Origin of the sequence: Caulobacter sp. LjRoot300 (assembly GCF_964253875.1) — a bacterium.
GTDB lineage: Bacteria > Pseudomonadota > Alphaproteobacteria > Caulobacterales > Caulobacteraceae > Caulobacter.
Genome location: NZ_CAXUSA020000010.1, coordinates 43,955 through 67,201 on the forward strand (window position 1 = coordinate 43,955; position 23,247 = coordinate 67,201).

27 protein-coding genes are annotated in these 23,247 nt (G+C 68.5%); 7 read left to right on the top strand and 20 right to left on the bottom strand.

Annotation, left to right across the window (positions count from 1 at the left end; genetic code table 11):
• Window positions 1-212 precede the first annotated feature (212 nt).
• A complete protein-coding gene (locus ACSQ2G_RS22610) occupies window positions 213-563 on the top strand; it encodes a UrcA family protein (RefSeq protein ID WP_436034624.1) in 351 nt (116 codons plus the stop codon).
• Window positions 564-841: 278 nt separating this feature from the next.
• Complete coding sequence (locus tag ACSQ2G_RS22615; protein ID WP_436034625.1) at window positions 842-1,186, top strand: UrcA family protein; 345 nt, start codon at window positions 842-844, stop codon at window positions 1,184-1,186.
• A 226-nt stretch (window positions 1,187-1,412) separates the two neighbouring features.
• On the opposite strand, the gene ACSQ2G_RS22620 is transcribed toward ACSQ2G_RS22615, so the two are convergent.
• The 9 genes from ACSQ2G_RS22620 to ACSQ2G_RS22660 all read right to left on the bottom strand — a co-directional run bounded on the left by ACSQ2G_RS22620 (window position 1,413) and on the right by ACSQ2G_RS22660 (window position 8,704).
• Window positions 1,413-2,834: an NAD(P)(+) transhydrogenase (Re/Si-specific) subunit beta gene (locus tag ACSQ2G_RS22620; RefSeq protein ID WP_436034626.1), complete on the bottom strand. Its 1,422-nt coding sequence runs from the start codon at window positions 2,832-2,834 to the stop codon at window positions 1,413-1,415.
• Window position 2,835: 1 nt separating this feature from the next.
• Window positions 2,836-3,726, bottom strand: a complete 891-nt coding sequence (locus ACSQ2G_RS22625; RefSeq protein ID WP_436034627.1) for a hypothetical protein — start codon at window positions 3,724-3,726, stop codon at window positions 2,836-2,838.
• A gap of 28 nt (window positions 3,727-3,754) precedes the next feature.
• Window positions 3,755-4,081, bottom strand: a complete 327-nt coding sequence (locus ACSQ2G_RS22630) for a proton-translocating transhydrogenase family protein (RefSeq protein ID WP_436034628.1) — start codon at window positions 4,079-4,081, stop codon at window positions 3,755-3,757.
• Between the two features lie 2 nt (window positions 4,082-4,083).
• Window positions 4,084-4,527 (bottom strand): hypothetical protein, encoded by a 444-nt coding sequence (locus ACSQ2G_RS22635; RefSeq protein WP_436034629.1) that lies wholly within the window; start codon window positions 4,525-4,527, stop codon window positions 4,084-4,086.
• Window positions 4,524-5,663, bottom strand: a complete 1,140-nt coding sequence (locus ACSQ2G_RS22640; RefSeq protein ID WP_436034630.1) for a Re/Si-specific NAD(P)(+) transhydrogenase subunit alpha — start codon at window positions 5,661-5,663, stop codon at window positions 4,524-4,526. The genes ACSQ2G_RS22635 and ACSQ2G_RS22640 overlap by 4 nt, the downstream gene beginning before the upstream one ends.
• 120 nt (window positions 5,664-5,783) lie before the next feature.
• On the bottom strand, window positions 5,784-6,014 hold the full coding sequence (locus ACSQ2G_RS22645; protein WP_436034631.1) for an aa3-type cytochrome c oxidase subunit IV: 231 nt from the start codon (window positions 6,012-6,014) through the stop codon (window positions 5,784-5,786).
• 60 nt (window positions 6,015-6,074) lie between these two features.
• Window positions 6,075-7,097: a glycosyltransferase family 9 protein gene (locus ACSQ2G_RS22650; protein ID WP_436034632.1), complete on the bottom strand. Its 1,023-nt coding sequence runs from the start codon at window positions 7,095-7,097 to the stop codon at window positions 6,075-6,077.
• A gap of 206 nt (window positions 7,098-7,303) precedes the next feature.
• Window positions 7,304-8,227: an alpha/beta fold hydrolase gene (locus tag ACSQ2G_RS22655; protein WP_436034633.1), complete on the bottom strand. Its 924-nt coding sequence runs from the start codon at window positions 8,225-8,227 to the stop codon at window positions 7,304-7,306.
• Between the two features lie 3 nt (window positions 8,228-8,230).
• Complete coding sequence (locus ACSQ2G_RS22660; RefSeq protein ID WP_436034634.1) at window positions 8,231-8,704, bottom strand: PaaI family thioesterase; 474 nt, start codon at window positions 8,702-8,704, stop codon at window positions 8,231-8,233.
• Between the two features lie 117 nt (window positions 8,705-8,821).
• Here ACSQ2G_RS22660 and ACSQ2G_RS22665 point away from each other — a divergent pair, with 117 nt between their 5' ends.
• Together ACSQ2G_RS22665 and ACSQ2G_RS22670 are read left to right on the top strand one after the other, a co-directional pair.
• Window positions 8,822-9,334, top strand: a complete 513-nt coding sequence (locus ACSQ2G_RS22665) for an RNA polymerase sigma factor (RefSeq protein WP_436034635.1) — start codon at window positions 8,822-8,824, stop codon at window positions 9,332-9,334.
• On the top strand, window positions 9,324-9,920 hold the full coding sequence (locus tag ACSQ2G_RS22670) for a hypothetical protein (protein ID WP_436034636.1): 597 nt from the start codon (window positions 9,324-9,326) through the stop codon (window positions 9,918-9,920). The genes ACSQ2G_RS22665 and ACSQ2G_RS22670 overlap by 11 nt, the downstream gene beginning before the upstream one ends.
• Window positions 9,921-10,087: 167 nt before the next feature.
• Here ACSQ2G_RS22670 and ACSQ2G_RS22675 read toward each other — a convergent pair whose 3' ends face one another.
• The 4 genes from ACSQ2G_RS22675 to ACSQ2G_RS22690 all read right to left on the bottom strand — a co-directional run bounded on the left by ACSQ2G_RS22675 (window position 10,088) and on the right by ACSQ2G_RS22690 (window position 14,697).
• Window positions 10,088-10,942, bottom strand: coding sequence for a pirin family protein (locus ACSQ2G_RS22675; protein ID WP_436034637.1), 855 nt, complete (start codon window positions 10,940-10,942; stop codon window positions 10,088-10,090).
• A gap of 216 nt (window positions 10,943-11,158) precedes the next feature.
• Window positions 11,159-12,529 carry an ABC1 kinase family protein gene (locus ACSQ2G_RS22680; protein WP_436034638.1) on the bottom strand — a complete coding sequence of 457 codons (1,371 nt, stop codon included), beginning with the start codon at window positions 12,527-12,529 and terminating at the stop codon, window positions 11,159-11,161.
• Between the two features lie 3 nt (window positions 12,530-12,532).
• Window positions 12,533-12,895, bottom strand: a complete 363-nt coding sequence (locus ACSQ2G_RS22685) for a nuclear transport factor 2 family protein (RefSeq protein WP_436034639.1) — start codon at window positions 12,893-12,895, stop codon at window positions 12,533-12,535.
• Window positions 12,896-12,906: 11 nt separating this feature from the next.
• Complete coding sequence (locus tag ACSQ2G_RS22690; protein WP_436034640.1) at window positions 12,907-14,697, bottom strand: M3 family oligoendopeptidase; 1,791 nt, start codon at window positions 14,695-14,697, stop codon at window positions 12,907-12,909.
• 180 nt (window positions 14,698-14,877) lie between these two features.
• Between ACSQ2G_RS22690 and ACSQ2G_RS22695 the strand changes: the two genes are divergently transcribed.
• Together ACSQ2G_RS22695 and ACSQ2G_RS22700 are read left to right on the top strand one after the other, a co-directional pair.
• Complete coding sequence (locus ACSQ2G_RS22695; RefSeq protein WP_436034641.1) at window positions 14,878-15,273, top strand: hypothetical protein; 396 nt, start codon at window positions 14,878-14,880, stop codon at window positions 15,271-15,273.
• A gap of 150 nt (window positions 15,274-15,423) precedes the next feature.
• Complete coding sequence (locus ACSQ2G_RS22700) at window positions 15,424-16,899, top strand: sigma-54-dependent transcriptional regulator (RefSeq protein ID WP_436034642.1); 1,476 nt, start codon at window positions 15,424-15,426, stop codon at window positions 16,897-16,899.
• Between the two features lie 134 nt (window positions 16,900-17,033).
• Here ACSQ2G_RS22700 and ACSQ2G_RS22705 read toward each other — a convergent pair whose 3' ends face one another.
• The 5 genes from ACSQ2G_RS22705 to ykgO all read right to left on the bottom strand — a co-directional run bounded on the left by ACSQ2G_RS22705 (window position 17,034) and on the right by ykgO (window position 19,725).
• Window positions 17,034-17,375 (bottom strand): hypothetical protein, encoded by a 342-nt coding sequence (locus tag ACSQ2G_RS22705; RefSeq protein WP_436034643.1) that lies wholly within the window; start codon window positions 17,373-17,375, stop codon window positions 17,034-17,036.
• 238 nt (window positions 17,376-17,613) lie between these two features.
• The gene (locus tag ACSQ2G_RS22710; protein WP_018112952.1) at window positions 17,614-17,883 is read right to left on the bottom strand and encodes a DUF2312 domain-containing protein; all 270 of its coding nucleotides are present in this window, start codon (window positions 17,881-17,883) and stop codon (window positions 17,614-17,616) included.
• Between the two features lie 88 nt (window positions 17,884-17,971).
• A complete protein-coding gene (locus ACSQ2G_RS22715) occupies window positions 17,972-18,865 on the bottom strand; it encodes an NAD(P)-dependent oxidoreductase (RefSeq protein WP_436034644.1) in 894 nt (297 codons plus the stop codon).
• A 117-nt stretch (window positions 18,866-18,982) separates the two neighbouring features.
• Window positions 18,983-19,600: an HAD family hydrolase gene (locus ACSQ2G_RS22720; protein ID WP_436034645.1), complete on the bottom strand. Its 618-nt coding sequence runs from the start codon at window positions 19,598-19,600 to the stop codon at window positions 18,983-18,985.
• Window positions 19,600-19,725 (bottom strand): type B 50S ribosomal protein L36, encoded by a 126-nt coding sequence (gene ykgO, locus ACSQ2G_RS22725; RefSeq protein ID WP_018061125.1) that lies wholly within the window; start codon window positions 19,723-19,725, stop codon window positions 19,600-19,602. Before ykgO ends, ACSQ2G_RS22720 begins: the two co-directional genes overlap by 1 nt.
• A gap of 248 nt (window positions 19,726-19,973) precedes the next feature.
• On the opposite strand from ykgO, the gene ACSQ2G_RS22730 reads away from it, so the two are divergent.
• Window positions 19,974-21,263, top strand: coding sequence for a lytic murein transglycosylase (locus ACSQ2G_RS22730; protein WP_436034646.1), 1,290 nt, complete (start codon window positions 19,974-19,976; stop codon window positions 21,261-21,263).
• On the opposite strand, the gene ACSQ2G_RS22735 is transcribed toward ACSQ2G_RS22730, so the two are convergent.
• A complete protein-coding gene (locus tag ACSQ2G_RS22735; RefSeq protein WP_436034647.1) occupies window positions 21,260-21,691 on the bottom strand; it encodes a hypothetical protein in 432 nt (143 codons plus the stop codon). The genes ACSQ2G_RS22730 and ACSQ2G_RS22735 overlap by 4 nt on opposite strands.
• An 85-nt stretch (window positions 21,692-21,776) precedes the next feature.
• Entirely contained in the window at window positions 21,777-23,111 is a 1,335-nt protein-coding gene (locus ACSQ2G_RS22740; protein WP_436034648.1) for an MFS transporter, read from the bottom strand.
• Window positions 23,112-23,247 lie beyond the last annotated feature (136 nt).

Consider the following 23,247-nt stretch of genomic DNA (forward strand, 5'->3'; position numbering starts at 1 on the left):
AAAAGGCGGCGCACCTTAACCATTCGCCAAGCATGACCAAAGCTCAGCAGGCGGATCACCGTCGGTGCATTACAGCAAATTCAGAACATTACTTTTGGTCCACTTCTTTAATTACACGTCATGAATGAGACGTAACGAGTATTCCCAAGAAATCGAGAATACACCTTTGGACATGGGGCGCAGGGACGCGCCTAGACAGAGGGACAACTCAAATGCGCAAGTTCATGACCAGCCTGGCCGCCGTGGCCACCGTCACCCTGGCCGCCGTGCCCGCCCTGGGCCTGCTGCAGGCCGCCCACGCCGAAGACCGCAGCGCCACCGTGTCGCTGGTCGGCCTGAACCTCTCCAACCCGGCCCATGCGGCCGAATTCGCCATCCGCGTCGACGCCGCCGCCGACCGCGTCTGCGGCGACATGGCCCGCACCAATCCCAGCGGCGACTTCACGATCGCCGGCTGCAAGGTCGCCGCCCGCAAACAGGTCGCCTCGCAACTGTCCTCGACCCAGCGCCAAGGCCTGCGGATGGCCGCTCGCGCCAACCCGGTCGCCGTCGCCGCCCGCTGAGCGACCGCATGACGCGCCAAAAGCAAAAGCCCCCGAACGGTAACGTTCGGGGGCTTTTTCAGCACCAAACATTACCATAGAGGCAGCGAACCTTAGCTATTGGTGAAGCATAACCATAGACGACAGATACGCAAAAACTCCAATATCATCTATAATACCCAACATTATCTTTTCATAAATTCCTCGTCATGAATGAAATGTGATGAGTATTTACAATAATACGAGAGTACACCCTTTGGCGCCGGGAGAAACAAGCGCCAAATCGAGGGACAACTCCAATGCGCGAGTTCATCATCAGCCTGACCATCGCCTCCGCCCTGGCCCTAACCGCCGTTCCGACACCGGGCCTGACCCAGGCCCCCGCCGCATCGAGCGCCCGCATCTCGTTCGTCGGCCTGAACCTGGCGACCCCCGCCGACGCCGCCAAGTTCGCCGCCCGCATCAACGCGACCGCCGAAGACGTCTGCCACGACATGGCGCGCGGCAATCCGAATGGCGCGTTCACCATGGCCGGCTGCAAGGTCGCCGTCCGCCAGCAAGTCATGTCGCAACTGTCCAAGGATCAGCGGCAAAGCCTGCGGATCGCGTCGCGCGCCAACACCGTCGCGCTCGCCAGCCGCTGAGACCCGCACGACCTCTGCGACCCGTCAAAAAGCAAAGCTCCGGACGGGGTCCCGTCCGGAGCTTCTTCTTTTCGAGAACACGCCGCCGCGCATTTGAGTTGCCTTGGCGCGCCGGCGCGCCCCCCTCCGCACCTGCGACGGATAGAGGGGTTCCGGACACAAGGCCCGAAATGGCGGAGCTAGTTTGGATCGCCTTGGGACAGCGACGAACCCGTCCCTCGCCGCCTCACAGCCCCTTGACGATCCCCTCGACCATCTTCTTGGCGTCGCCGAACAGCATCATGGTGTTGTCGCGGAAGAACAGCTCGTTCTCGACGCCGGCGTAGCCGCTGCTCATGCCGCGCTTGATGAACAGCACGGTGCGGGCCTTTTCGACGTCGAGGATCGGCATGCCGAAGATCGGGCTCTGCGGATCGGTCTTGGCGGCCGGGTTGGTGACGTCGTTGGCGCCGATCACGAAGGCCACGTCGGCGGTCGAGAACTCGCTGTTGATGTCCTCCAGCTCGAACACCTCGTCATAGGGGACGTTGGCTTCCGCCAGCAGCACGTTCATGTGGCCGGGCATGCGGCCGGCGACGGGATGGATGGCGTACTTCACCTCCACGCCCTCTTCCTTCAGCTTGTCGGCCATTTCGCGCAGGGCGTGCTGGGCTTGCGACACGGCCATGCCGTAGCCGGGGACGATGATCACCTTGCTGGCGTTCTTCATGATGAAGGCCGCGTCGTCGGCCGAGCCCTGCTTGACCGGGCGCGTCTCGACCTTGCCGCCAGGACCCGCCGCGGCGGCGGCGTCAGCGCCGAAACCGCCCAGGATCACCGAGATGAAGCTGCGGTTCATGCCCTTGCACATGATGTAGGAGAGGATCGCGCCCGACGAACCGACCAGGGCGCCGGTGATGATCAGGGTGGTGTTCTCCAGCGTGAAGCCCAGGGCCGCGGCGGCCCAGCCCGAATAGGAGTTCAGCATCGAGACCACGACCGGCATGTCGGCGCCGCCGATCGGGATGATCAGGGTGACGCCGATCAGCAGGGCCAGGGCGAAGATCCCCCAGAACGCCCAGATCGCGTGGCCGCCGCTGACCACCAGCACCACCACCAGGGCGACGATGGCCAGGGCGATGACGATGTTGATCAGGTGGCGGGCCGGCAGCAGGATCGGCGCGCCGCCCATGTTGCCGTTCAGCTTGGCGAAGGCGATGACCGAGCCGGTGAAGGTGATGGCGCCGATGGCTAGGCCCAGCGACAGCTCGATCAGGCTGTTGAGGTGCACCTGGCCGTTGTCGCCGAGGATGCCGTAGGCCGCCGGGGTGTAGATCGCCGCCACGGCCACCAGGCACGCGGCCATGCCGACCAGGCTGTGGAACGCCGCCACCAGCTGCGGCATCGAGGTCATGGCCACCTTGCGGGCGATCACCGCCCCCACCGTGCCGCCGACCGCGATGCCGCCCAGGATCAGGCCGATGGTCACGGGATCCAGCGCACCCTGTTTCCAGAGCGTGGCCAGGGTGGTCAGCACGGCGATGCCCATGCCGATCATGCCGTTGCGGTTGCCCGCCTGGCTGGTCACCGGGCTGGACAGCCCGCGCAGGGCCAGGATGAACAGCACCCCGGACACGATGTAGAGGATGGCGGCGAGATTGGCGTTCATGTCAGGTCTTGGCCCCCAAGAGCGGCGACGAGGAAAGCTGTGGCGCGGCGTTGACGCCGAACCGTGGCGGATGGCCAGAAGGCAGGCCGGAAAGGTCGTAGCGCGGCGGCTCGTAGTGGTTGGCCGCCGTATGGGGCGCGGCGAAACGGGGCTGGCCGTCAGGACCGGTCAACTCTTCCTCGCGCACGAAAAAGGCGTTGGCGCCGGACAGATTGCAGCCGACCAGGGCGTAGCCCTTGGCGCGGCCCAGGGCCTCCAGGCTGGCCAGGCTGGCGCTGTGATAGTTGCCGCCGTCCCAGACCCGGTCTGCCTTGTACTGCGCGACGAAGGCGACGGGCGGCGGATAGGCGGCGTTGTATTCGATGATCACGACGCGCGGGCGCACGGCGGTGATCGCCTCCCAGATCCAGTAGTCGTTGCCGTCGATGTCGATCGACAGCAGGTCCACCGAGGCAGGCTTGTCGGCGCTCCCGCCGGCCCAATGGCCCAGCAGGCCGTCGATGTTCTCGGACGTGACGAAGGCCTTCTCGACGGTCAGCCGGCCCTGCCCCACGACCACGGCGTGGTGGCTCTTGGCGGCCTCGACATACTTGTCCGAGCCGTCCAGCCACAGGCCGCTCCAGCCGGCCATCAGCAAGAGAGCCGTGTTGCACTCCACCCCGGCCTGGACGCCGAACTCGATGAACCGCCGGTCGCCCTCGCCGATGCGGTTGAAGATCTCCAGGACGATGCCGTCCTCGTCGTTCTGGCTGTAGGTCTTGCGGCCGTGGCCGATCAGCCGCCCGGGCTCGCGGGCCCGGGGCGAAGCGCGCAGCTCGTCCCACCAGCGCTCCAGCGCGATGCGCCGAAGGCTGTCGGAACGGTTGGCGATTTTCTTGATCGCGCTGAACATGGCCCGAAGGCTCCCGTCGCCTTCGCGCCTATTTCTTCTCTTTCTTCTTGTACATGGCCAGCATCCGGTTGGTGACCAGGAAGCCGCCGAAGATGTTGACCGCGGCGAAGGCGGCGGCGATCGCGCCGGCCCCCTTGGAGATCCAGGTCGAGGCGGCCACCGTGCCGCCGTCGAGGGCGCCGTGGGCGGCGGCGGCCAGCAGGGCGCCGACGATGATCACCGACGAGATGGCGTTGGTCACGGCCATCAGCGGGGTATGCAGGGCGGGCGTCACGCTCCAGACGACGTAGTAGCCCACGAAGATGGCGAGCACGAAGATCGCCAGGCGGAACACGGTGGGGTCGACGGCTTCCATATTCAGCTCCCGCTCAGTTTGTGAATTTGCTTCCGGGTGTAACAAAAGCTGTTTTCTTGAAGAAATTCAGCATCTTTTCGTTTGTCGAAATATTCAAAAAGCTTCGCCTGACCGATTTTTGAATATTTATCGCCAGGAACAACGAATGATGGGTCCAAAACAACGACCGCCGCCGCCCTCTTACCGTTTATGAGGTTTATAGCATTCAAGATCAAAACCTTTGGATTATCCTGAACATATATCCACCGCACAAAGGTTTTCTTTCGATCAGCGAAAACCTCGTAAGCAGCAACAGAACTCTCGACACTAATAAAATTGGACATAGCGCTCAATTTTATGTTTTCTTCTCCGAGAGCGCCGTTACATGCATAAGCATCAGACCGCTGATCGCAGCCACACAAAGCGATCAACGCCACAAGCAAAGCCGTTTTGACGGCTGACTTCACCCCTGCAAGCTCGGATGCACCACCGCCCCGCCCTGCGTCACCAGCGCCGCCTTGAGGATCTCGTCCTCGAAGTCGGGGGCGAAGGCGCCTTCCTTGTTCAGGAACAGGCTGGACAGGGCGAACAGGTTGCGGGCGTAGAGCGCGCTGGCGTCGGTGGCGATGCGGCCGGGCAGGTTGGGAATGCCCAGGATCTTGACGCCGTTGGCCGTGACCGCCGTCTCGCCCAGCTTGCCGCCGACCACGTTGCCGCCGGCTTCGATGGCCAGGTCGACCAGCACGGAACCCGGCTTCATCGACGCCACCTGCTCGGCGCTGACCAGCTTGGGGGCGGGGCGGCCGGGGATCAGGGCCGTGGTGATGACGATGTCCTGCTTGGCGATGTGCGCGGAGACCAGTTCGGCCTGCTTGGCCTGGTATTCCTTCGACATTTCCTTGGCGTAGCCGCCGGCCGTCTGGGCGTTCTTGAACTCCTCGTCCTCGACGGCCAGGAACTTGGCGCCCAGGGACTCGACCTGTTCCTTGGTGGCGGGACGCACGTCGGTGGCTGTGACCACCGCGCCCAGCCGGCGGGCGGTGGCGATGGCCTGCAGGCCGGCCACGCCCACGCCCATGATGAACACCTTGGCCGCGGCGATGGTGCCGGCGGCGGTCATCATCATCGGCAGGGCCTTGCCATAGGCCTCGGCCGCCTCGATCACGGCGCGGTAGCCGGCGAGGTTGGCCTGGGAGGACAGCATGTCCATCACCTGGGCCCGGGTGATGCGCGGGATGAACTCCATGGCCAGGGCGCTGGCGCCGGCCTTGGCCAGGGCGTTCAGCGTGTCCTTGTCCTGGTGCGGATTGAGCGCCGCGGCGACGATCGCGCCCGTCTTCAGGGCGGCGATCTCGGCGGCTTCGGGGGCGCGGACCTTGAACAGGACGTCGGCGTCCTTCAGGGCTTCCTTCGCCGTCTTGACCAGCTTGGCGCCGGCCGCCTCGTAGTCGGCGTCCGGATACGAAGCCGCGATCCCCGCCCCGGCCTGCACGACGACCGAGAAGCCGGCCGCGGCCAGCTTCTTGACGGTCTCGGGCGTGGCCGCGACCCGGGTTTCACCACCGCGGGTCTCTTTCGTGACGGCGATAACGGCCATCGGCATACCCCTCCCAGGAACGCTGCTTGCTCTGACGAGCTTGCGCGTCTCTCTAGGGGATGTTCTTGCCCGATGTCGAGCCTTACGCTCGCGTTAGGGGCAAAAAAATACCGATGTCTACCGGTGTCAGTGGGCCGAGGCGGGCTTTTCGCGCAGGAACACGACGCCGAGGACCGCCAGCACGATTCCCGGGATCACGCCGCCGATGAAGCCGGCCGAGGTGCAGAACCACAGGGTGATGGTCAGCAGCAGGCTGGCGACGGCCAGCGAACCCCACTTGGTCATCTTGCCGAAGGCTTCGAAGGTCGCGGACTGTTCGTGGATGTCCATTTCACCGCGTTGGTAGTCGCCGGCCATGTCAGTTTCCTGGGTGGAATTAAAAAACGCCCCGCCGCTTACAACGTGCGGGCCGCCGGCTCAAGCGGCCGGGATGTCGCGGTTGGCCCAGGCCTCGTCGATGAACCGCGTTCGAACAGCGCTGACGGCCTGGTCGACCGAAATATCGGCGATCCGCCCTTCTCCGCCGTCGAGCCGGGACAGCCAGCGCGAATAGGCCGGAACGGGGCTGGTGCCCATCAGGCCGATCGCCGGGCGGCCGACCGAGGCGGCGACGTTCAGCGGTCCGGAGTCGTTGCCCAGGAACCCGGCCGACAGGGCGATCAGGGCCGCGGCCTGGTCCAGCGGCAGGTCGCAGGCCAGGACGTCGCGGCCGGCCACGGGCTGAGCGTCGATCGTCGGCGCGACGCGCGCGGCGTCGCCGGGGCCACCCAGCCAGAACACGGTCGGGAACAGGTCGGCCAGGGCGTGCGAGACGGCGGCGAAGCGCTCGGCCGGCCAGGTGCGGGCCGGCTCGCTGGCCCCGACGCCCAGCACCAGCCAGGGACCGGGCAGGTCGCCGAACCGCGCCCTGACCGCCGCCACGGCCCTGGGGTCCAGCAACAGGCCGGGCTCGCGACTGTCGACCTTCAGGCCGTGCAGGGCCTCGAAGGCCGCCAGCTTGGTCAGGCGATGCTCGGGCCGCATGGCCTTGGGCAGGAACGGGCCCTGCAGCCACTGCTCCTGGCTCGCGTGCCCCAGGCCGAACCCCCGCCGCTCGGGCACGCCGGCCAGCCACGCCGCCTGCGCTGGACGCCCGATCTTCTCCAGGATCCATACGGCGCGGGGCTTCACCTCGCGGCAGATGCGCCAGAAGTCGAGCACCTCCCGCACGCCCTTCAGCGGCCCGGTGAAGTGGCGAGCGTAGACCACGCCGGCGACCGTCGGCTCGACGGCCAGCACCTCGGCGGCGCGGCTGGACGGCCGCGCGGCCAGCACCACCCGCCCCTCGGGCGTGGTCGCGGCGATGGCCCGGCAGGTCGGCAGGTGCCACATCAGGTCGCCGATGCCCCGGTCGGGCGCGTAGACGAGGACGGGGCCGGAGGGCTTGGAGGCGGAGCTCATGCGACGGGCTTAGCGGGCGCATGCGCGGTTGTCATCTCGCCCTCCCCTCCCAACCGTCATTCCGGGCCTTGTGCCCGGAACCCCTGGTTCCGCCGACGGTGAAGCGCCTTGGCGCGCCGGCGCGCCACTCATCCGCACCTGCGGCGGACAGAGGGGTTCCGGGCACAGGGCCCGGAATGACGGTATCTATTGAATCACAGAGGTCCCTACGCCCACCCCGCCAGCAGTCCCCTCAGCCCCGCCACGAACGCCAGCGGCTGGTCCACCATCACGTGGTGGTCCGCATCCGAGATGGCGACGCGCAGGACGTCGTCGGGCATCTCGCCGATCATGTAGTCCAGGGTCTCGGCGTGCATCAGGGCCGAGCGCTCGCCCCACATCAGCGCCGCGGGACAGGCGATGCGCGGCAGCAGCAGGCCCAGGTCCGGCATCGAGAACCGCTGCCAGATGGCCGGATCGAACTTCCAGGTCCAGCCGCCCTCGACCTGTTTCAGCGAGCCCCGGGCGATGTGGTCGGCGATGTAGAGGTTCTCGCAGCCCTGCGGCGGGGCCAGGCGGAAGCGGCTCAGCGCTTCGGCCAAGGTCGGATAGACGCGGTTGGCGCCGGCGGGGCGCGAGGGCGGGCCGCGCCAGCGCTTTTCCGGTGGCTGGATGCTGCTGTCGACCATGACGATCCCGCGCAGCCGGTCGGCGTGCTCGACGCCGCAATAGAGGGTGGGAAAGCCGCCGAACGAGTGACCGACCAGGATCGGCTTCACCCCGCCCGCGTCCAGTCGCGCGGCCTCGACGGCGGCGAAGATCTCGGCCGCGAACAGCTGGGCCGAATAGACCGGCCGCCAGTCCGACCCGCCCATGCCCGACCATGAGATCGCCGCCACCCGCCAGTCGTTCGCGAAGAACGGCGCGATGAAGCTCCACCAGTCGGCGTGCGCGCCGTTGCCGTGCAGGAACAGCAGGCCCGGCTTGCCGACCGCGCCCCAGGTCAGCAGCTCGATCTCCGCGCCCTCGACCGGGATGCGCGAACGTTCGGGCGCGGCGGCGATCGCCGCCTCGAACCAGGCCGGAGCCGGCGGTCGCTCGCCCTGGAACGGGCCGAGCAACGAAGCGGGCGCGGGGCGGTCGTCGGCCATGGCTCAGGCCTTTTCCGTGTAGGCGATCTCGCCCGGACGCGGCGCGCGCGGGGCCAGGGCCTTGAAGACCCCCGTGCCGGTCATCAGGGTCCGCTCGCCGGTCCAGATGCGGCCGCGCACGGTGAACACCAGATCCTGTTCGGCGATCAATTCACCCTCTCCCTCGACGAAATCGCCGAGCTGGGCCCCCGACAGGAAGTCGCAGTTCAGCCGCACCGTGACCCAGCTGTAGGACTTGCGCAGCGAGATGATCCGCCCCCAGGCCATGTCGGCGAAGCTCATCAGCATGCCGCCGTGGCAATTGCCCAGGCCGTTGGTGTGGTGCTCCTCCACCCGAAAGCCCAGGGTGGCCTGGCCCGGCCCGGCGCGCTGCTCGTACAGCGGTCCGATCTGCCGGCCGAAGCCGCGCGACCAGTTGAGCAAGCTGTAGCCCTCGGGAATGGCGGCCGCCTGGGCGTCGGTGAGATCGTCGGACATGGGTAAAGTCTAACAAGCGTTTGAAGCGTTGCAAGCGCGACGCTAGGGAAGCCGTCGCGCCGCCTTGTAAGGACGACACGGTCGCCGGCGTCTAACCTCATGAAAACGGGGTGGACCATGGGCGCTGGACGACAGGAGGATGAGGCTTTCGCGGCATGGCTGGCGCCGCACCTGGGCGCCCTGCGCCGGACCGCCCGCGCCTTCGCCGAGCCGCCCGACCAGCACGACCTGATGCAGGAGCTGATGTTGGCGGTGTGGCGGGCCCGGCCGCGCTTTCGCGGCGAAAGCACCGACATGACCTTCGTCTACCGGGTCGCGCACAACACCGCCCTGACCTGGAAGCGCGGCGAGACCCGTCGCCGCCGGCGGCGCGAGGCGATCGAGGCCGAGATGGCCCTGCGCCTGGAGGCGGACGACACGCCGGAGGCCGGCTTGCTGGACCGGCTCTACGACGCAATCCGCACCCTGCGGCCGCTGGACCGCTCGCTGGTCCTGCTGTCGCTGGACGGCCAGCCCTACGCCGAGATCGCGCGCGTGCACGGTCTCAGCGAAACCAATGTCGGCGCCCGGCTCAGCCGGATCCGCCGACGCCTCTCGGACCTTGTGGAGGAGCGCGCCGATGGAGTTTGAGCGTCTCGAACAGGCCTGGCGGTCCCAGGCCAACACCCCCGACCAACAGGCCCAGGCCTATCTGATGGAGCAACTGATGCACGCGCTGAAAACCCGCCGCCGCGGCGAGATCTTGCTGTTCGCCATCCCTGTCGCGGCCATGACCCTGTTCACCGCCATCGCCGCGCGCTCGATCCTGGTCGGCCAGACCAACCTTGGCCGCGAGTGGGGCGCCCTGGCCATGCTGGGGGTCTGTTGGGCGATGCTGGCGGCGGTGGCGATCGCCGCCCTGCGGGCCCGGCGGCCGCCCGGCGACGGGTCGCCGGTGCGCCAGGCGCTGGAAGCCCTGCTGGCCGCCAACCGCCGGGCGCGGGTCAATTACCGGATCTTCTGGGTGAGCCTGCCAGTGTTCCTGGTCCCCCTGCTGGTCGCGGTGGTCCAGTTGAACCAGGTCGGCAAGACCACCGACCGCGACATGGGCCAGATGCTGTTGGTCTTCGGCGTCGCCTTGGGCGCCAGCGTCGGCTGGAACGCGTTGCGGTTCTTCCGGGTGCTGAAGCCGGAACAGCGGCGGCTGGAAGGGCTGCTCAAGGAATACGAGGGCTGAGCCCGCCAGAAGCTCCGCACCAATCCGTTGTCATCCCGGCCGAAGCGAAGCGTAGAGCCGGGACCCAGGGGACTGGGCGGACGCGGTGCGGTTCCCTTGGGTCCCGGACAGCCTCTGCGAGGCTTCCGGGATGACAACCGTTAGGGGGATGCGCTCAAAGTATCGCCCTACCCCGGCACGGCCCCGAACTTCCCGGCGTTGTAATCGTCGATCGCCTGGACGATCTCCTCGCGGGTGTTCATCACGAACGGGCCGTGGGCGACGACCGGTTCGCCGATCGGCTCGGCGTGGCCCAGCAGGACCACCGCCCCGGCCGGGGCCTCGAACGCCACCGCGTCGCCGTCATCGTTCAGCTCGACCAGGTTCCAGCGCGGGGCCGCCTGGCCGCCGACGACGATCTCGCCGGACACCACGTACAGGAACACCGCCCGCCCCTTGGCCACCGGCAGGTTCACCGCGCCGCCCGGCGCCAGGCGCACGACGCTCATCTCGATGCCGATCAGCGACGGGAACGGGCCCGTCACGCCATCTACCGCGCCTGAGACCACCTCGATGGTCGCGCCGCCGGTCTCGATCTTGGGGACCGCGTCGGCTTGCAGGCCCAGATAGTTCGGCGTGGTCATCTTCAGCCGACCCGGCAGGTTGACCCACAGCTGCAGGATCTCCAGCGGCCCGCCCGCCTGCTTGAAGCTGGCCGGCGACAGCTCAGCATGGACCAGGCCGCTGCCGGCGGTCATCCACTGCACGCCGCCGGGGCCGATGACGCTCTCGTGGCCGCCACTGTCGAGGTGCGAAAGCTCGCCCTCCAGGATGAAGGTCACGGTCTCGAAGCCGCGATGCGGATGCGGGCCGAACGGCAGGCCACGGTTGTTGGGCGGATAGACCTGCGGGCCGTGGTGGTTGAGGAACAGAAACGGATCCAGCTGCGCGATCCCCGGGCCGGGCAGCGGGCGACGGGTCACCAGGTCGGCGATGTCGTCGCGCTGGGCGGGGTGGAGGCGCTTGAGGGTGCGAGGGGTCATGGGCGGTTCCTTCTCCTCACCCGCATGGCGGGGGAGGGCTATCGCATGTGGATTTTCCGCAAAAGGAGCTGTCATCCCGGACGAGCGCGCAGCGCGAAGATCCGGGACCGAGGCGTGAACTCAGAGCTCCCGGCGGTCCCGGATCTGCGCTTCGCTTGTCCGGGATGACAACCGTTTTTGGCCATATGCAATAGCCCCGTTTCACGGGGAAGGAGATCACGCCACCCCCGCCGCGCTGAGGACCGCCGCCTGCCGCTGGGCCAGGACCTCTTCCGAGAACCCCTCCAGCGATTTCTCGAACAGCGCCTTCCAGTTATGCCGCGCGCCCAGGTGCAGGAAGGCCGCGCCCAGGCCGATGGCGGCGCGGTCCATGAACACGAACTCGCGGGGGATCAGCACCGGCCCCTTCGCCTTCAGCGCCTGGCGGACCTTGAAGGCCTCGCGGCGGCCGTACTCGCCGGGCGGCACGTCGTCGGCGACGCTGCGCACCCGGTCGTCGAGCAGGGGGCCGTAGATGAACCGCGCCCAGACGTTCAGCACGTCCACCAGGTCGTCGTTGAGGTTCGCGAAGCCCCAGCTGCGATAGGCCTCGACCTGCTCGGCGCGGTCGTCGTTCGACAGCGCGCGATACAGCCGCACCACCCCGGCCACGAAGCGCGGCGGGAAGATGCGGATGCAGCCGAAGTCCAGCAGGTTCAGGTGCGCCGCGCCCTCTCCGCCGAAGGTGTAGTTGCCCAGGTGCGGGTCGCCATGGATGATTCCCAGGTGGGTCATGGGGCTCCACCAGGCCTCGAACAGCAGGGCGGCGATGCGGTCGCGGGTTTCCTGCGGCGCGTCCTTGAAGGCCAGCAGACCTCGCCCCTCCAGCCAGGTCATGCTCAGCAGCCGCTTGGTCGACAGGGCGGGCACGGGCTCGGGCACGCGGATGTCGTCGCGGCCGGTGAAGAAGCCGCCATAGACGGCCATCAGCCTGGCCTCGCGCTCGTAGTCGAGCTCCTCGCGCAGCCGGTCGCCGACCTCGACGATCATCTCGCTGGGGTCGATCGAGCCGTCCATCCGCTTGAACAGGCCGATCAGGGCCCGCAGCTGCCCCAGGTCGCTTTCGACGGCGCTCTGCATGTCTGGATACTGCAGCTTGACCGCCAGGGCGCGGCCGTCCGGGGCGACCGCGCGGTGCACCTGGCCCAGGGAGGCGGCGGCGGCGGCCTCATGCTCGAAACTCCGGAACCTGGACGCCCAGTCCGGTCCCAGTTCGGCGGCCATCCGTCGGCGGACGAATGGCCAGCCCATGGCCGGGGCGTTGGTCTGCAGCTCGGCCAGTTCGGCGGCGAACTCCGGCGGCAACAGGTCCGGCACCGTGGCGAACATCTGGGCCGCCTTCATCAGCGGCCCCTTCAACCCGCCCAGGGCCGCCCTCAGCGCCTTGGCGTTGCGGGCGTCGGCGCTGTCGCCGCCGAACAGGCTGTTGGCGCCGTAGGACACAGCCGCGCCGGACAAGCCCGCCCCAACCTTGGCGAAGCGCGACACGCGGCCGGCCAGGCGGTTGCGTTCAGGGTCTTTCGAGGGGTCGCGGGGATCGTCGGCCATCGCCTAGCCGAACTGCCGGGAGTCGTAGAAGAAGCGCTCGCGGACGATCCTATCGCCCTCCCAGACCTGGTGGGTCAGCTCTTCGAACCGAAGCGTCTCGCCGCTCTTGTTGGTCATCAGGAACACCCACTGGATGACGACATTGTCGCCGTCGTGCAGCACCATGACCGCCGGCTGGGTGTCCATCTTCGACAACCGCGCCAAGGCGGCCGCCTCGTGCGCGATCAGGACGTCGCGACCCACGCGCGGCGGGGCGTTGTTCTCCTGCATCGAGGCGTGCGGCGCATAGAAGCGCTCGATCGCCTCGACGTGCTCGTTGCGTTCGACGGTGGCGATGAACTCCGCCAGGCGTTCCTTGGTGGGCATTTGGGTTCCGATCACACGAGGGCTTCGAACTCGTCGACCAGCCGCTCCAACTGGGCGCAGCCCGCGGCCCAGAACGCCTTTTCGCGCGGGTTCAGGCCGAAGGGCTTGAGCGCCTCGACATAGGTGCGGGTTCCGCCGGCGGCCAGCAGGTCCTCGTAGAGCGGGGCGAAGGTTTCCGGATCCTCGCGGCGCTTTTCCATCAGGCCGCGCACCAGCAGGTCGCCGAACGCATAGGCGTAGACGTAGAACGGCGCGTGCACGAAGTGGCTGACATAGGCCCAGTAGTGCTCGTAGCCTTCGTTCAGGGTCACGGCCGGGCCCAGGCTCTCGGCCATCACCTCGACCCACAGCCGGCCGATCTGGTCGGGCGACAGCTCGCCGTCCTTGCGAGCCTCGTGGAAGCGCCGCTCGAACCGGTGGAAGGCGATCTGGCGGACGACGGTGTTGAGCCCGTCCTCGATCTTGCCGGCCAGCAGGCCCTTGCGGTCGGCGGGCGTCGCCTCGGCCAGCAGGCGGTCGAACACCAGGCCCTCGCCGAAGATCGAGGCGGTCTCGGCCAGGGTCAGAGGCGTGTCGGCCAGCAGGGTGCCCAGCGGCGCGCACAGAGTCTGGTGCACGGCGTGGCCCAGCTCGTGGGCCAGGGTCAGCACGTCGCGCCGCTCGCCCATGTAGTTCATGAACACATAGGGGTGCCGCTCGGCGGTGACCGGATGCGAATAGGCCCCCGACTGCTTGCCCGCGCGCGGGCGGGCGTCGATCCACGGCTTGTCGAAAAAGGTCGCCGCCGTATCGGCGAACTTCGGGGCCAGGGCCTGGAAGCTGTCCAGCACCACCCCCTTGGCCTGGTTCCAGTCATAGGTGCGCGGCGCGGCGGCGGTCAGGGGAGCGTTGCGGTCCCAGTAATCCAGGGTCTCCCGGCCCATGACCTTGGCCTTCAGGGCGTAGTAGCGGTGCGACAGGCGCGGATAGGCCTCGACCACCGCCTGCTCCAGGGCGTCGACCGCGTCGGCGTCGACCTCGTTGGCCAGGTGGCGCGACTGGGCGGGGCTGTCGAACCGGCGCCAGCGGTCCTCGACCTGTTTTTCGAACGCCAAAGTGTTGAGGACCAACCCTTGCGTCGAGGCCCGGGCCTCCAGCGCCTGGGCCAGGCCGTCGGCGGCGGCCTTGCGGCGCTTGCCGTCAGGGTCGGACAGGCGATTCAGGGCCTCGGGCAGGGTCAGGGTCTCGTCGCCGACCTTGGCCTGGAGCTTGGCCAACGTCTCATCATACAGCCGCACCCAGTTCGACACGGCCGGGCCGCGATCGACGATGTAGCGCTCCAGGTCGGGCGTCAGCTCGTGCGGGCGCGACAGCCGCAGGCGCCGCAGCCACGACGTCCAGCGGACGCACACCGGAAATGCTTTGAGCGCCGCCTCCAGTTCGCCGTCCTCCAGCTGGTTCAGCTCCAGCGAGAAGAACAGGCTCTCGGCGGCGATGGCGGACGAGCGGGCCCGAAGGTCGGCCTCGAACTTGGCCCAGGCCGGGTCGTCGCGGGCGATCGAGGCGGCCAGGCCCGCATAGGCCCCCACGCCCCACAGGCCGTTGGTCGCCTGCTCGTACAGCCTGATCCCCCGGTCCAGCAGCACGCCCAGGCGCTCGGGCTCGCCGCGGGCCTGGAGGAACAGCCCCTCCAGCGAGGCCAGTTCGTCATTGGCGGCCTTGGCGGCGGCCAGGTCGGTCTCGATCTTCGGATCGTCGCGACCGGCATAGAGGTCGGCGAGGTTCCACTCGGGCAGGGTTTCGGTCTTGAAGGGCGCGTTCATGGCCAAGGGATATGGCCCCGTCGAAAGACGCGCGCAATCGTGGCCGTGGGCTTTAGCTCGACAGGGTCATTCAGGCCGCCGGCGCTGTCTGCATTACGAGGAATTAAAGGGCGCGACAGCGAGTCGCGCCTTAGGATACCGCCGGTCGGCGAGGGGCTGTCGACGTGGCAGGGCAAATCGATGATCAAGGTCGCCGCTGTTGTCGCTCTGACCGTGGGCCTGCTCGCCGCGCCGTCGGCGATGGCCGCCGACGACGCCCGCCCGATGGGCTGGCTGGCCCAGACCATCCGCGGCGCCGTGGTGTTCCACAGCTGCACCGAGCGGCTGAAGGAGAAGTTCAACATCGGACCGCTGGACGGCATCGACATCACCCACATGGATTCCGACGGCGACCCGGCCGGCGTCATGGACGTCAAGTTCGAGGCCGTCACGATCGAGAAGAAGACCCAGCGCAAGAGCCGCTTCGTCGGCGTCTGCCATGTCGGTCGCGAGGGCGAGACCCGGATCGACGCGCGACTGGTCAGTCAGAACGGCGGCGCAGTTCGCCGCGTCCCGCCAGGCAGGATCGCGGGCTGAGACGGCGGATCGTCACACCCCGTTAAGGGCGATCGTTAACCCCTGACTCACGTCTCCGAAACCCGGTCTTTACCCCGCGCCTGTATCACTCTGGACCAACAAGAGCCTTGTCCCATGTCGGACGCGGCCGGTTCTAACGGGTGTCTGCAAATGACCAAGACGGTTCTCGTCGTCGACGACGACCCGACTCAACGGCGGCTGATCCAGGCCGTCCTCGAGCGCGAAGGCTTCGCGGTCTCGCACGCCGAGAACGGCGACGCGGCCATGGCCCACCTGGCCAGCGGCGCCCCCGTGGACGTCGTGCTGCTGGACCTGGTGATGCCAGGCCTGTCGGGCCAGGACACCCTGAAGGAGATGCGCGCACGCGGGTTTGTCCAACCCGTGATCGTTCTTACCGCATCAGGCGGCGTCGACACCGTCGTCAAGGCCATGCAGGCCGGCGCCACCGACTTCTTCATCAAGCCGGCCAGCCCGGAGCGGATCACCGTTTCGATCCGCAACGCCCTGTCGATGGGCGACCTGAAGGGCGAGGTCGAGCGCCTGACCAAGCGGGCCGGCAACCGCACCACCTTCGCCGACCTGATCGGAACCTCGCCGGCCATGACCCTGGTCAAGCGCATGGGCGAGCGGGCGGCCAAGAGCTCCATCCCCATCCTGATCACCGGCGAGAGCGGGGTCGGCAAGGAGCTGATCGCCCGCGCCGTGCACGGCGGCTCCGAGCGGGCCGGCAAGCCGTTCGTGGCGGTCAACTGCGGGGCCATCCCCGAGAACCTGGTCGAGTCGATCCTGTTCGGTCACGAGAAGGGCAGCTTCACCGGCGCCACCGACAAGCACCTGGGCAAGTTCAAGGAGGCCGACGGCGGCACCCTGTTCCTGGACGAGGTCGGCGAACTGCCGCTGGACATGCAGGTCAAACTGCTGCGCGCCCTGCAGGAAGGCGAGATCGACCCGATCGGCTCCAAGCGCTCGCAGAAGGTGGACGTGCGCATCGTCTCGGCCACCAACCGCGACGTGGCTCACGCCGTCGAGCAGGGCCGGTTCCGCGAGGACCTCTATTACCGCCTGAACGTCTTTCCGATCGAGGCCCCGTCGCTGCGCGAGCGCCGCGAGGACATTCCGGCCCTGGTCGAGGCCTTCGTCCGCCGCTTCAATGTCGAGGAAGGCAAGCGGGTGGTCGGCGCCGCGCCGGAGACCCTGAAGATTCTCGCCGGCTTCGACTGGCCGGGCAACGTCCGCCAGCTGGAGAACACGGTCTATCGCGCCATCATCCTGGCCGACGCGCCCTATCTGCAGCCCTACGACTTCCCGGCCATTTCGGGGATCGTCGCGCCGCCTCCGGAAGCCATGACCCCGGCCGCCGTCCAGCCCGACCTGCCGACCGTGCTGCAGGCCGCCCACGCGGCCATGGCCCGCACGCCGGCCCCCGAGTCGCCGGTCCGCATCCTCGACGACCGCGGCCACCTGCGGACGCTGGAGGAGATCGAGCGCGACCTGATCCAGCACGCCATCGAGGTCTATGCCGGCCACATGTCGGAGGTGGCCCGCCGCCTGGGCATCGGCCGCTCGACCCTCTATCGCAAGGTCCGCGAGCAGGGCATCGACGTGGATCTGAAGGAAGCGTCGTAAGGGCGTCTCCCCCAAACGGGTCTGTCATCCCGGACGAGCGCGCAGCGCGAAGATCCGGGACCGACGCGTGAACTCGGCGCTTCCGGCGGTCCCGGATCGGCGGCCTTCGGCCTTGTCCGGGATGACAGCCGTCTTTAGTCGTCGTCTTCGGCCGCCTCGGGCTCGACCGCCCGTCCGCGCCGCCCAAAGCCCTTGCCGCGGGACATCGGCTTGCGCTCGCCTTTGGCCTTGGCGGCGATCTCCTTGAGCTTGATGGTCTGGTTGACCGACATGGCCTGGCCGGCGCCGCCTTTTTCGGGATCGCCGAACGCGCGGCCATAGGTCTCGATGCGCTGGGCGACCGAGCCCAGGAACTCGCCTTCCCACTCCGACAACTCGATCCCGGCCTTGTCGGCCGTGCGTCGGGCGCGCTTGAGCGCGTTGAGAGCGGCCTTGCGGGCCTGGACTCTGGGATCGGGCGGCTTCTTGGCGCGCATGGGGCGAGACTAGCGGGCGTCGGCGGCGGGACGCACGCGGAAAAACCACCATCTCGACCCTCTCCCATGGGGAGAGGGAGGGACCCATTGCGAAGCAATGGGAGGGTGAGGGGGTAAGACGTCAGACGGCGTGCCGGCAGAGCGCCGTGAGAAAACTGTCAGGGTGTAACCCCTCACCCTCCCACCGCTGCGCGGCGGGCCCCGCCCTCTCCCTCCGGGAGAGGGTGAACCTAAAGCCCTAGATCTCGCCGATGGCCGACAGGTACAGGTCCAGGATCGCGTCCTCTTCCTGGCGCTTGGCGCGGTCGGTCTTGCGCAGGCGGACCACCTTGCGCAGGATCTTGACGTCGAAGCCGTTGCCCTTGGCCTCGGCGTAGACTTCCTTGATCTGCTCGGCGATCTCGGTCTTCTCGACTTCCAGGCGTTCGACCCGGTCGATGATGCTCTTCAGCTGGCCTTGGGCGGTGGAGTTGAGCACGTCGGCGTGCGGGGCGGCGTCGTCGGCCATGAAATGTCTCGCGAGGCGGGAAACGGGAGGCGCGGAACCTAGTGGCAACGGGCTCCGAGTGGAAGGCCGATTCCCCGCTCTTTTTGCTTTAGCGCCCTTCCACGCGTCCGCGCGACACTTCGGCCAGGGCGGCCAGGTCGGGGGTTTCGCCCTCGTCCGCCAGCAGCGCCTCCAGGCCGTTCTCGACCAGGTCGGCCAGCGGCAGGGCCAGGCCCTTCTCGTCGCCCGCCGCCTGGGCCAGGCGGACGTCCTTCAGCGCCAGGTCGGCGGCGAAGCCCGGCGGGTGGTAGCGGCCCTCGGCGATCATCCCGCCGTAGATCTTGTAGACCGGGGCGGCGAAGATGGTGCTGGTCAGCACCTCCAGCAGGTCGGCGGCCGGCACGCCGTGAGCCGCGCCCAGGGCCGTGGCCTCGCCCATGGCCTCGACAGCCGCGACGATCATCAGGTTGCCGGCGATCTTGACGGCGTTGGCGCGGACGGGATCCTCGCCCATCGGCCACACCTTGGCGGCCAGGGCCTCCAGCGCCGGCATGGCCGCGGCCACGGCCTGCGGCGCCCCGGCCGCCAGCACGTTCAGCCCGCCCGCCCGCGCCACCGGCGGCCGGCCGAACACCGGCGCGGCCACATAGCCCAGGCCAAGCGCGGCGTGCCGGTCGGCCAGTTCGCGCGCGAAGGCCGTGGAGATGGTGGCGAGGTTGACGTGGACTAGGCCGGGCCGTGCGCGCGGCAGGACTTCCAGCAGGACGTCGCGGATCGCCTGGTCGTGGGCCAGGATCGACAGGACGATGTCGGCCTGCAAGGCGTCCTCAATGGCGGCGGCGACCTTGGCGCCCTGGGCCGCCAGTTCGGTCGCGGGTTCCGGCGAGCGGTTCCACACCGTTACGGCATGGCCCTTCTCCAGCAGGGTCCCGACCATGGCCTTGCCCATGGCCCCCAGGCCGATGAAACCGATGTGCATGGAGGGGCTCCCGAAAAGGCTCATGCGGAGCCAACCCTCCGCCTCATCCTGAGCTTGTCGAAGGACGAGGCGGAGGCACCGCGCCAGACGCCTTCGTCCTTCGACAAGCTCAGGATGAGGGCTACTTAAGCGTCGGCGCGCCTAGAGCAAGCCGTGGCGCTCAATCACCGGCCGCAACGCCGCCGGATCGGTGAAATGGTGAGTGTGGAACCCCAAGGCGGCCGCGGCCTCGACATTGGCCAGGCTGTCGTCGATGAACAGCAGGTCGGTCGGCTCCAGGCCGGTGCGCTCCAGAGCGATCTCGTAGATCCGCGCCTCGGGCTTGATCACCCGCTCGTGGCCCGAGACCACGGTGTCGCGGAAGTGGCGGAAGGCCGGGCTCCTGGCCCGTACGCCGTCCCAGGTCTCGTGGGACATGTTGGTCAGGCCGAACTGCGGGACGCCGCGCGCGGCCAGGTCCTCGATGACCGATTCGGTCTCGGAAAACGTCCCGGAGAACATCTCGTCCCAGCGGTCCCACCAGGCGGCGATGTGCTCGGCGTGATGGGGATGCTCGGCGCTCAGGGCGGCGATGTTGTCGGCGAAGGTCACGCCGCGGTCCGTCGCCGCGTGCCAATCCAGGGTCCCGACATGCGAAAGGAACCGGTCGAGATCGGCCGATTCCTTGAAGATCTTCGCGTAGAGCGTGCGCGGGTTCCAGCGCACGATGACGTTGCCGACGTCCCAGAGCAGCGCCCTGGGAGGCCGTGCAGGCGTCATTAGCCTTGCTTGGCTTTGAAGCGCGGGTCGGTCTTGTTGATGATGTAGATGACGCCCTTGCGGCGGACCATCTTGCAGTCGCGGTGACGCGACTTCAGCGACTTCAGCGAGCTACGAACCTTCATGACCGTCTCTATACTCAGCGGAGAGGTTCGCGGCCGCCATGAGGGCGAAAGGAACATCCGGGATGTTTCGGAGGGCGTGCGTATAAGCAGGACAACCGCCGGAGTCAATGCGCGGCTTGGCCTCAAGACGCCTCCGCGCGTCGGAACGGCGGAAAAGCTCCACAGCTCAAACCTGGGATCGCGCAACCTTAACCGCTCTGTCGCCCTTGTGATTGCAGCCCCGTCACGAACCCCGGTAGCCTGGCCTCATGGATAGACGCGTTTTCCTCGTTCTGCTGCTGGCCGGTTGCGCCGACACCTCGACCAACGCCCCCCTGGCGCCGTCGGTCGCTCCGCCTGCTCCGCCGCGCGTGCCGCCGCCCGTCCCCGCCGCGCCCAGCGCCGACCCGGCCGCCTCGGGCCAGGCCGTCGGCTTCGACGCCTGGCTGGCCGCCTTCAAGCAGAAGGCCCTGGCCGCCGGCCTGACCCAACAGTTGCTGGACCGCGAGCTGGACGGGGTGACGCCCGACCCCAAGGTGATCTCGCTGGACGGCCGCCAGCCCGAATTCTCCAAGCCGGTCGGCGACTATATCAAGGGCGTGATCAGCGACGACCGCGTGGCCGTGGGCCGCGACAAGCGCCAGAGCCTGACCTTCCTGCCGGACATCGAGGCCCGCTACGGCGTGCCGCGCGACATCCTGCTGGCGGTCTGGGCCATGGAATCGGCGTTCGGCAAGATCCAGGGCAGTTTCGACGTCGTGCGCTCGATGGCCAGCCTGGCCGCCGACGGCCGACGCCGCAACTGGGCCGAGGGCGAACTGATCGCCGCCCTGAAGATCATCGCCTCGGGCGAGGACACCCGCGCCCAGCTCAAGGGCTCGTGGGCCGGGGCCATGGGCCAGACCCAGTTCCTGCCGTCCAACTACCTGTCGACCGCCGTCGACTTCGACGGCGACGGCCGGCGCGACATCTGGGGCAGCGACAGCGACAGCCTGGCTTCGGCCGCCAACCTGCTGAAGAAGGGCGGCTGGAAGCCCGGCGTCGGCTGGGCCAAGGAAGTGATCCTGCCGGCCGGCTTCGACTACGGCCTGGCAGAGGGACCGCGCGAGGTTCCGTCCTGGTGGGAAGCCAAGGGCGTCAAGCGGGCCGACGGCCTGCCCTGGACCCCCGCCGACGCGGCTTCGCCGGCCGGCCTGATCCTGCCCGCCGGCTGGTCTGGCCCGGCCTTCCTGGCCCTGCCCAACCACTTCGCGATCCGCACCTACAACAACTCCACGTCCTACGCCCTGGGGATCGGCCTGCTGGCCGACCGCTTCGCGGGCGGCGGGCCGCTGGTCGCCGCCTGGCCGGTCGAGACGCCGCTGAGCCTGGCCGACCGCATGGCCGCCCAGATCGCTCTTGGTCGTTTGGGCTTCGACCCCGGCCCGGCGGACGGGGTGGTCGGGGCCGGCACCCGCAAGGCCCTGCGCGCCTGGCAGGCAGACCGCAAGCTGCCCGCCGACGGCTACCTGTCGTCCGACATGGTCGCCCGGCTGAAGGCCCAGGCGGGGATCGGCTAGCGGACGGTGATATCCACCGCGATTCGGCGGACGGCGCCGTCGGGGCTGGAGCCTTGCAGCACCATCCGGTCATGCCCCTTGAAACCCGAGACGGCGGTGTAGAAGGCCTCGTGGCCCGGCACCTTACGGTCGTTGCAGGCCGAGCGCGGATTGGCTGGCGGGAAGGCCGCAAAATAGGGCTCGTCCTTGACCTCCGCCGCGCCATGGGCCGGCGGCTCGAGAATGGTCAGGGTCGCCCCCGGCGTCTGGGCCGAGCAGTCGGGATTGATGGCCGCGTTGGCCCAGACTCGGATCGGCGTGCTGCCGACCACGGCCTTGCCCACGTGCAGCCTTTGGTAGCCGGAAGCCGGCAAATGCGTCTGGGCCGATGCGCCGGCGGCGACGGCCAGGCCCGCCGCGCAGGCCAGGATGAACAGCTTGGAACCCACGGTCGATCTCCCTGAAGCGACACCCTGGCGGAGGCTGCGCGCCGTTCGTTGCGCGACTGTTTCAGGCCTGGAACAGGCCGGCCCGTCAGTGCGGCCCCGTGGCGTCGATCGAGCTGGCGTCCACCACCTGGGCCTCGTCGCGCGCCTCGCGGGGAGCCGAAGCGTCGCCGACCCGGCGCATGACGGGGTCGATCAGGGCGTATGCCACCAGGCCGGCCAGCACCGCGACGTTCATCAGGTACGGGGACGGATGGGCCCACTTATAGAGCGCCACGCCCAGCACCGGGGCGATGATCACCGAGGCGCCGTTGATGGCGCTGATCGCGCCGGCCACCGCCCCCTGCTCCTCGTGGCCCACCGACAGCGAGGCGCCGGCCGTGAAGCCGGGCCGGGCGAAGCCGTAGCCCAGACTGCAGAGGGCGAAGCCGACCACCAGGGTGTGGTAGTCGGGCGAGAAGGCGACGATCAGGTTGCCCAGCACCGCGCAGCCCGCGCCCAGCCACAGCAGCTGGCGCGGCGCCAGGCGCAGCATGCGGATCAGGCCCCACTGGGCCAGCAGGCTGGCCACCGCCCCGGCCATCATCGCCACCCCGGCGAAAGCGGCCGCCTTCGCTGGCGAGATGTTCAGCTTGTCGATGACCATGAACCCCAGGGTCTGCTGGTTCACCGTCTGGGCGCTGGCCAGCAGGAAGCCGTAGACGACGAAGGGCATGATCCGCCGGTCGTTCCAGCGCACCCGGGCCCGGGGCCGGGGCCGGGCGGAGGCCCCGGCCTCGCGGTCGGGGATCTCCTCGGGACGCTCGGGCAGGCCGCGCAGCACCAGCACCAGCACCACGCCGGCGATCAGCGCGAACGAGAACATCGGCCCCGACAGGGTCAGCAGCGGAAAGACCAGGAACGGCGCGACGGCGGGACCCAGGATCGTGCCCAGGCCGCTAGCCGAGGCCATGGTGGCCAGGGCGTTGGTGCGGTCGGCCGGCGCCGTGCGGTCGGCGACATAGGCCTGGGCCGCGGGGTTGGAGGCGCTGCCGACCAGGCCGAAGATGGCCCGCGACAGGGCCGCCCCGGCGAACACCGCCAGCGGGACCATCAGCCCCTTCAGCCCCATCAGGATGAAGAAGCCGAAGCCCAGCATCGACACCGCGAAGCCCGCCATGCCCAGGACTACCATCGGCTTGCGGCCGCGCTTGTCGGACATCCGCGCCCAGACCGGCGACATCACGCCCCACAGCAGGGCCGACAGCGAGAAGATCGAGCTGATCAGCACGTCGGGGATGCCGACCTGCCGGCCGATGGCCGGCAGCACCGTCTGCAGGGCGGTATTGCCGGCGGCGCTGGACAGCAGGACGGCGAACAGGATGGCGAACGCCCGGCCCTTGGCCTTGTCGTCCAGGCGGACATCCGGGCTGGCGGCGCTCATGCTTCCCCTCCGGCGCGCTTGGCCGGTTGGTCCGGCCTATGGCGTCAAACATCTGTTAGGCGGGTGCGGCGAAAGGCGCAACAGGGCCGCAAACCCGCGCTCACCTTGGATTAAGCATTAACCGCGATGATCGCGA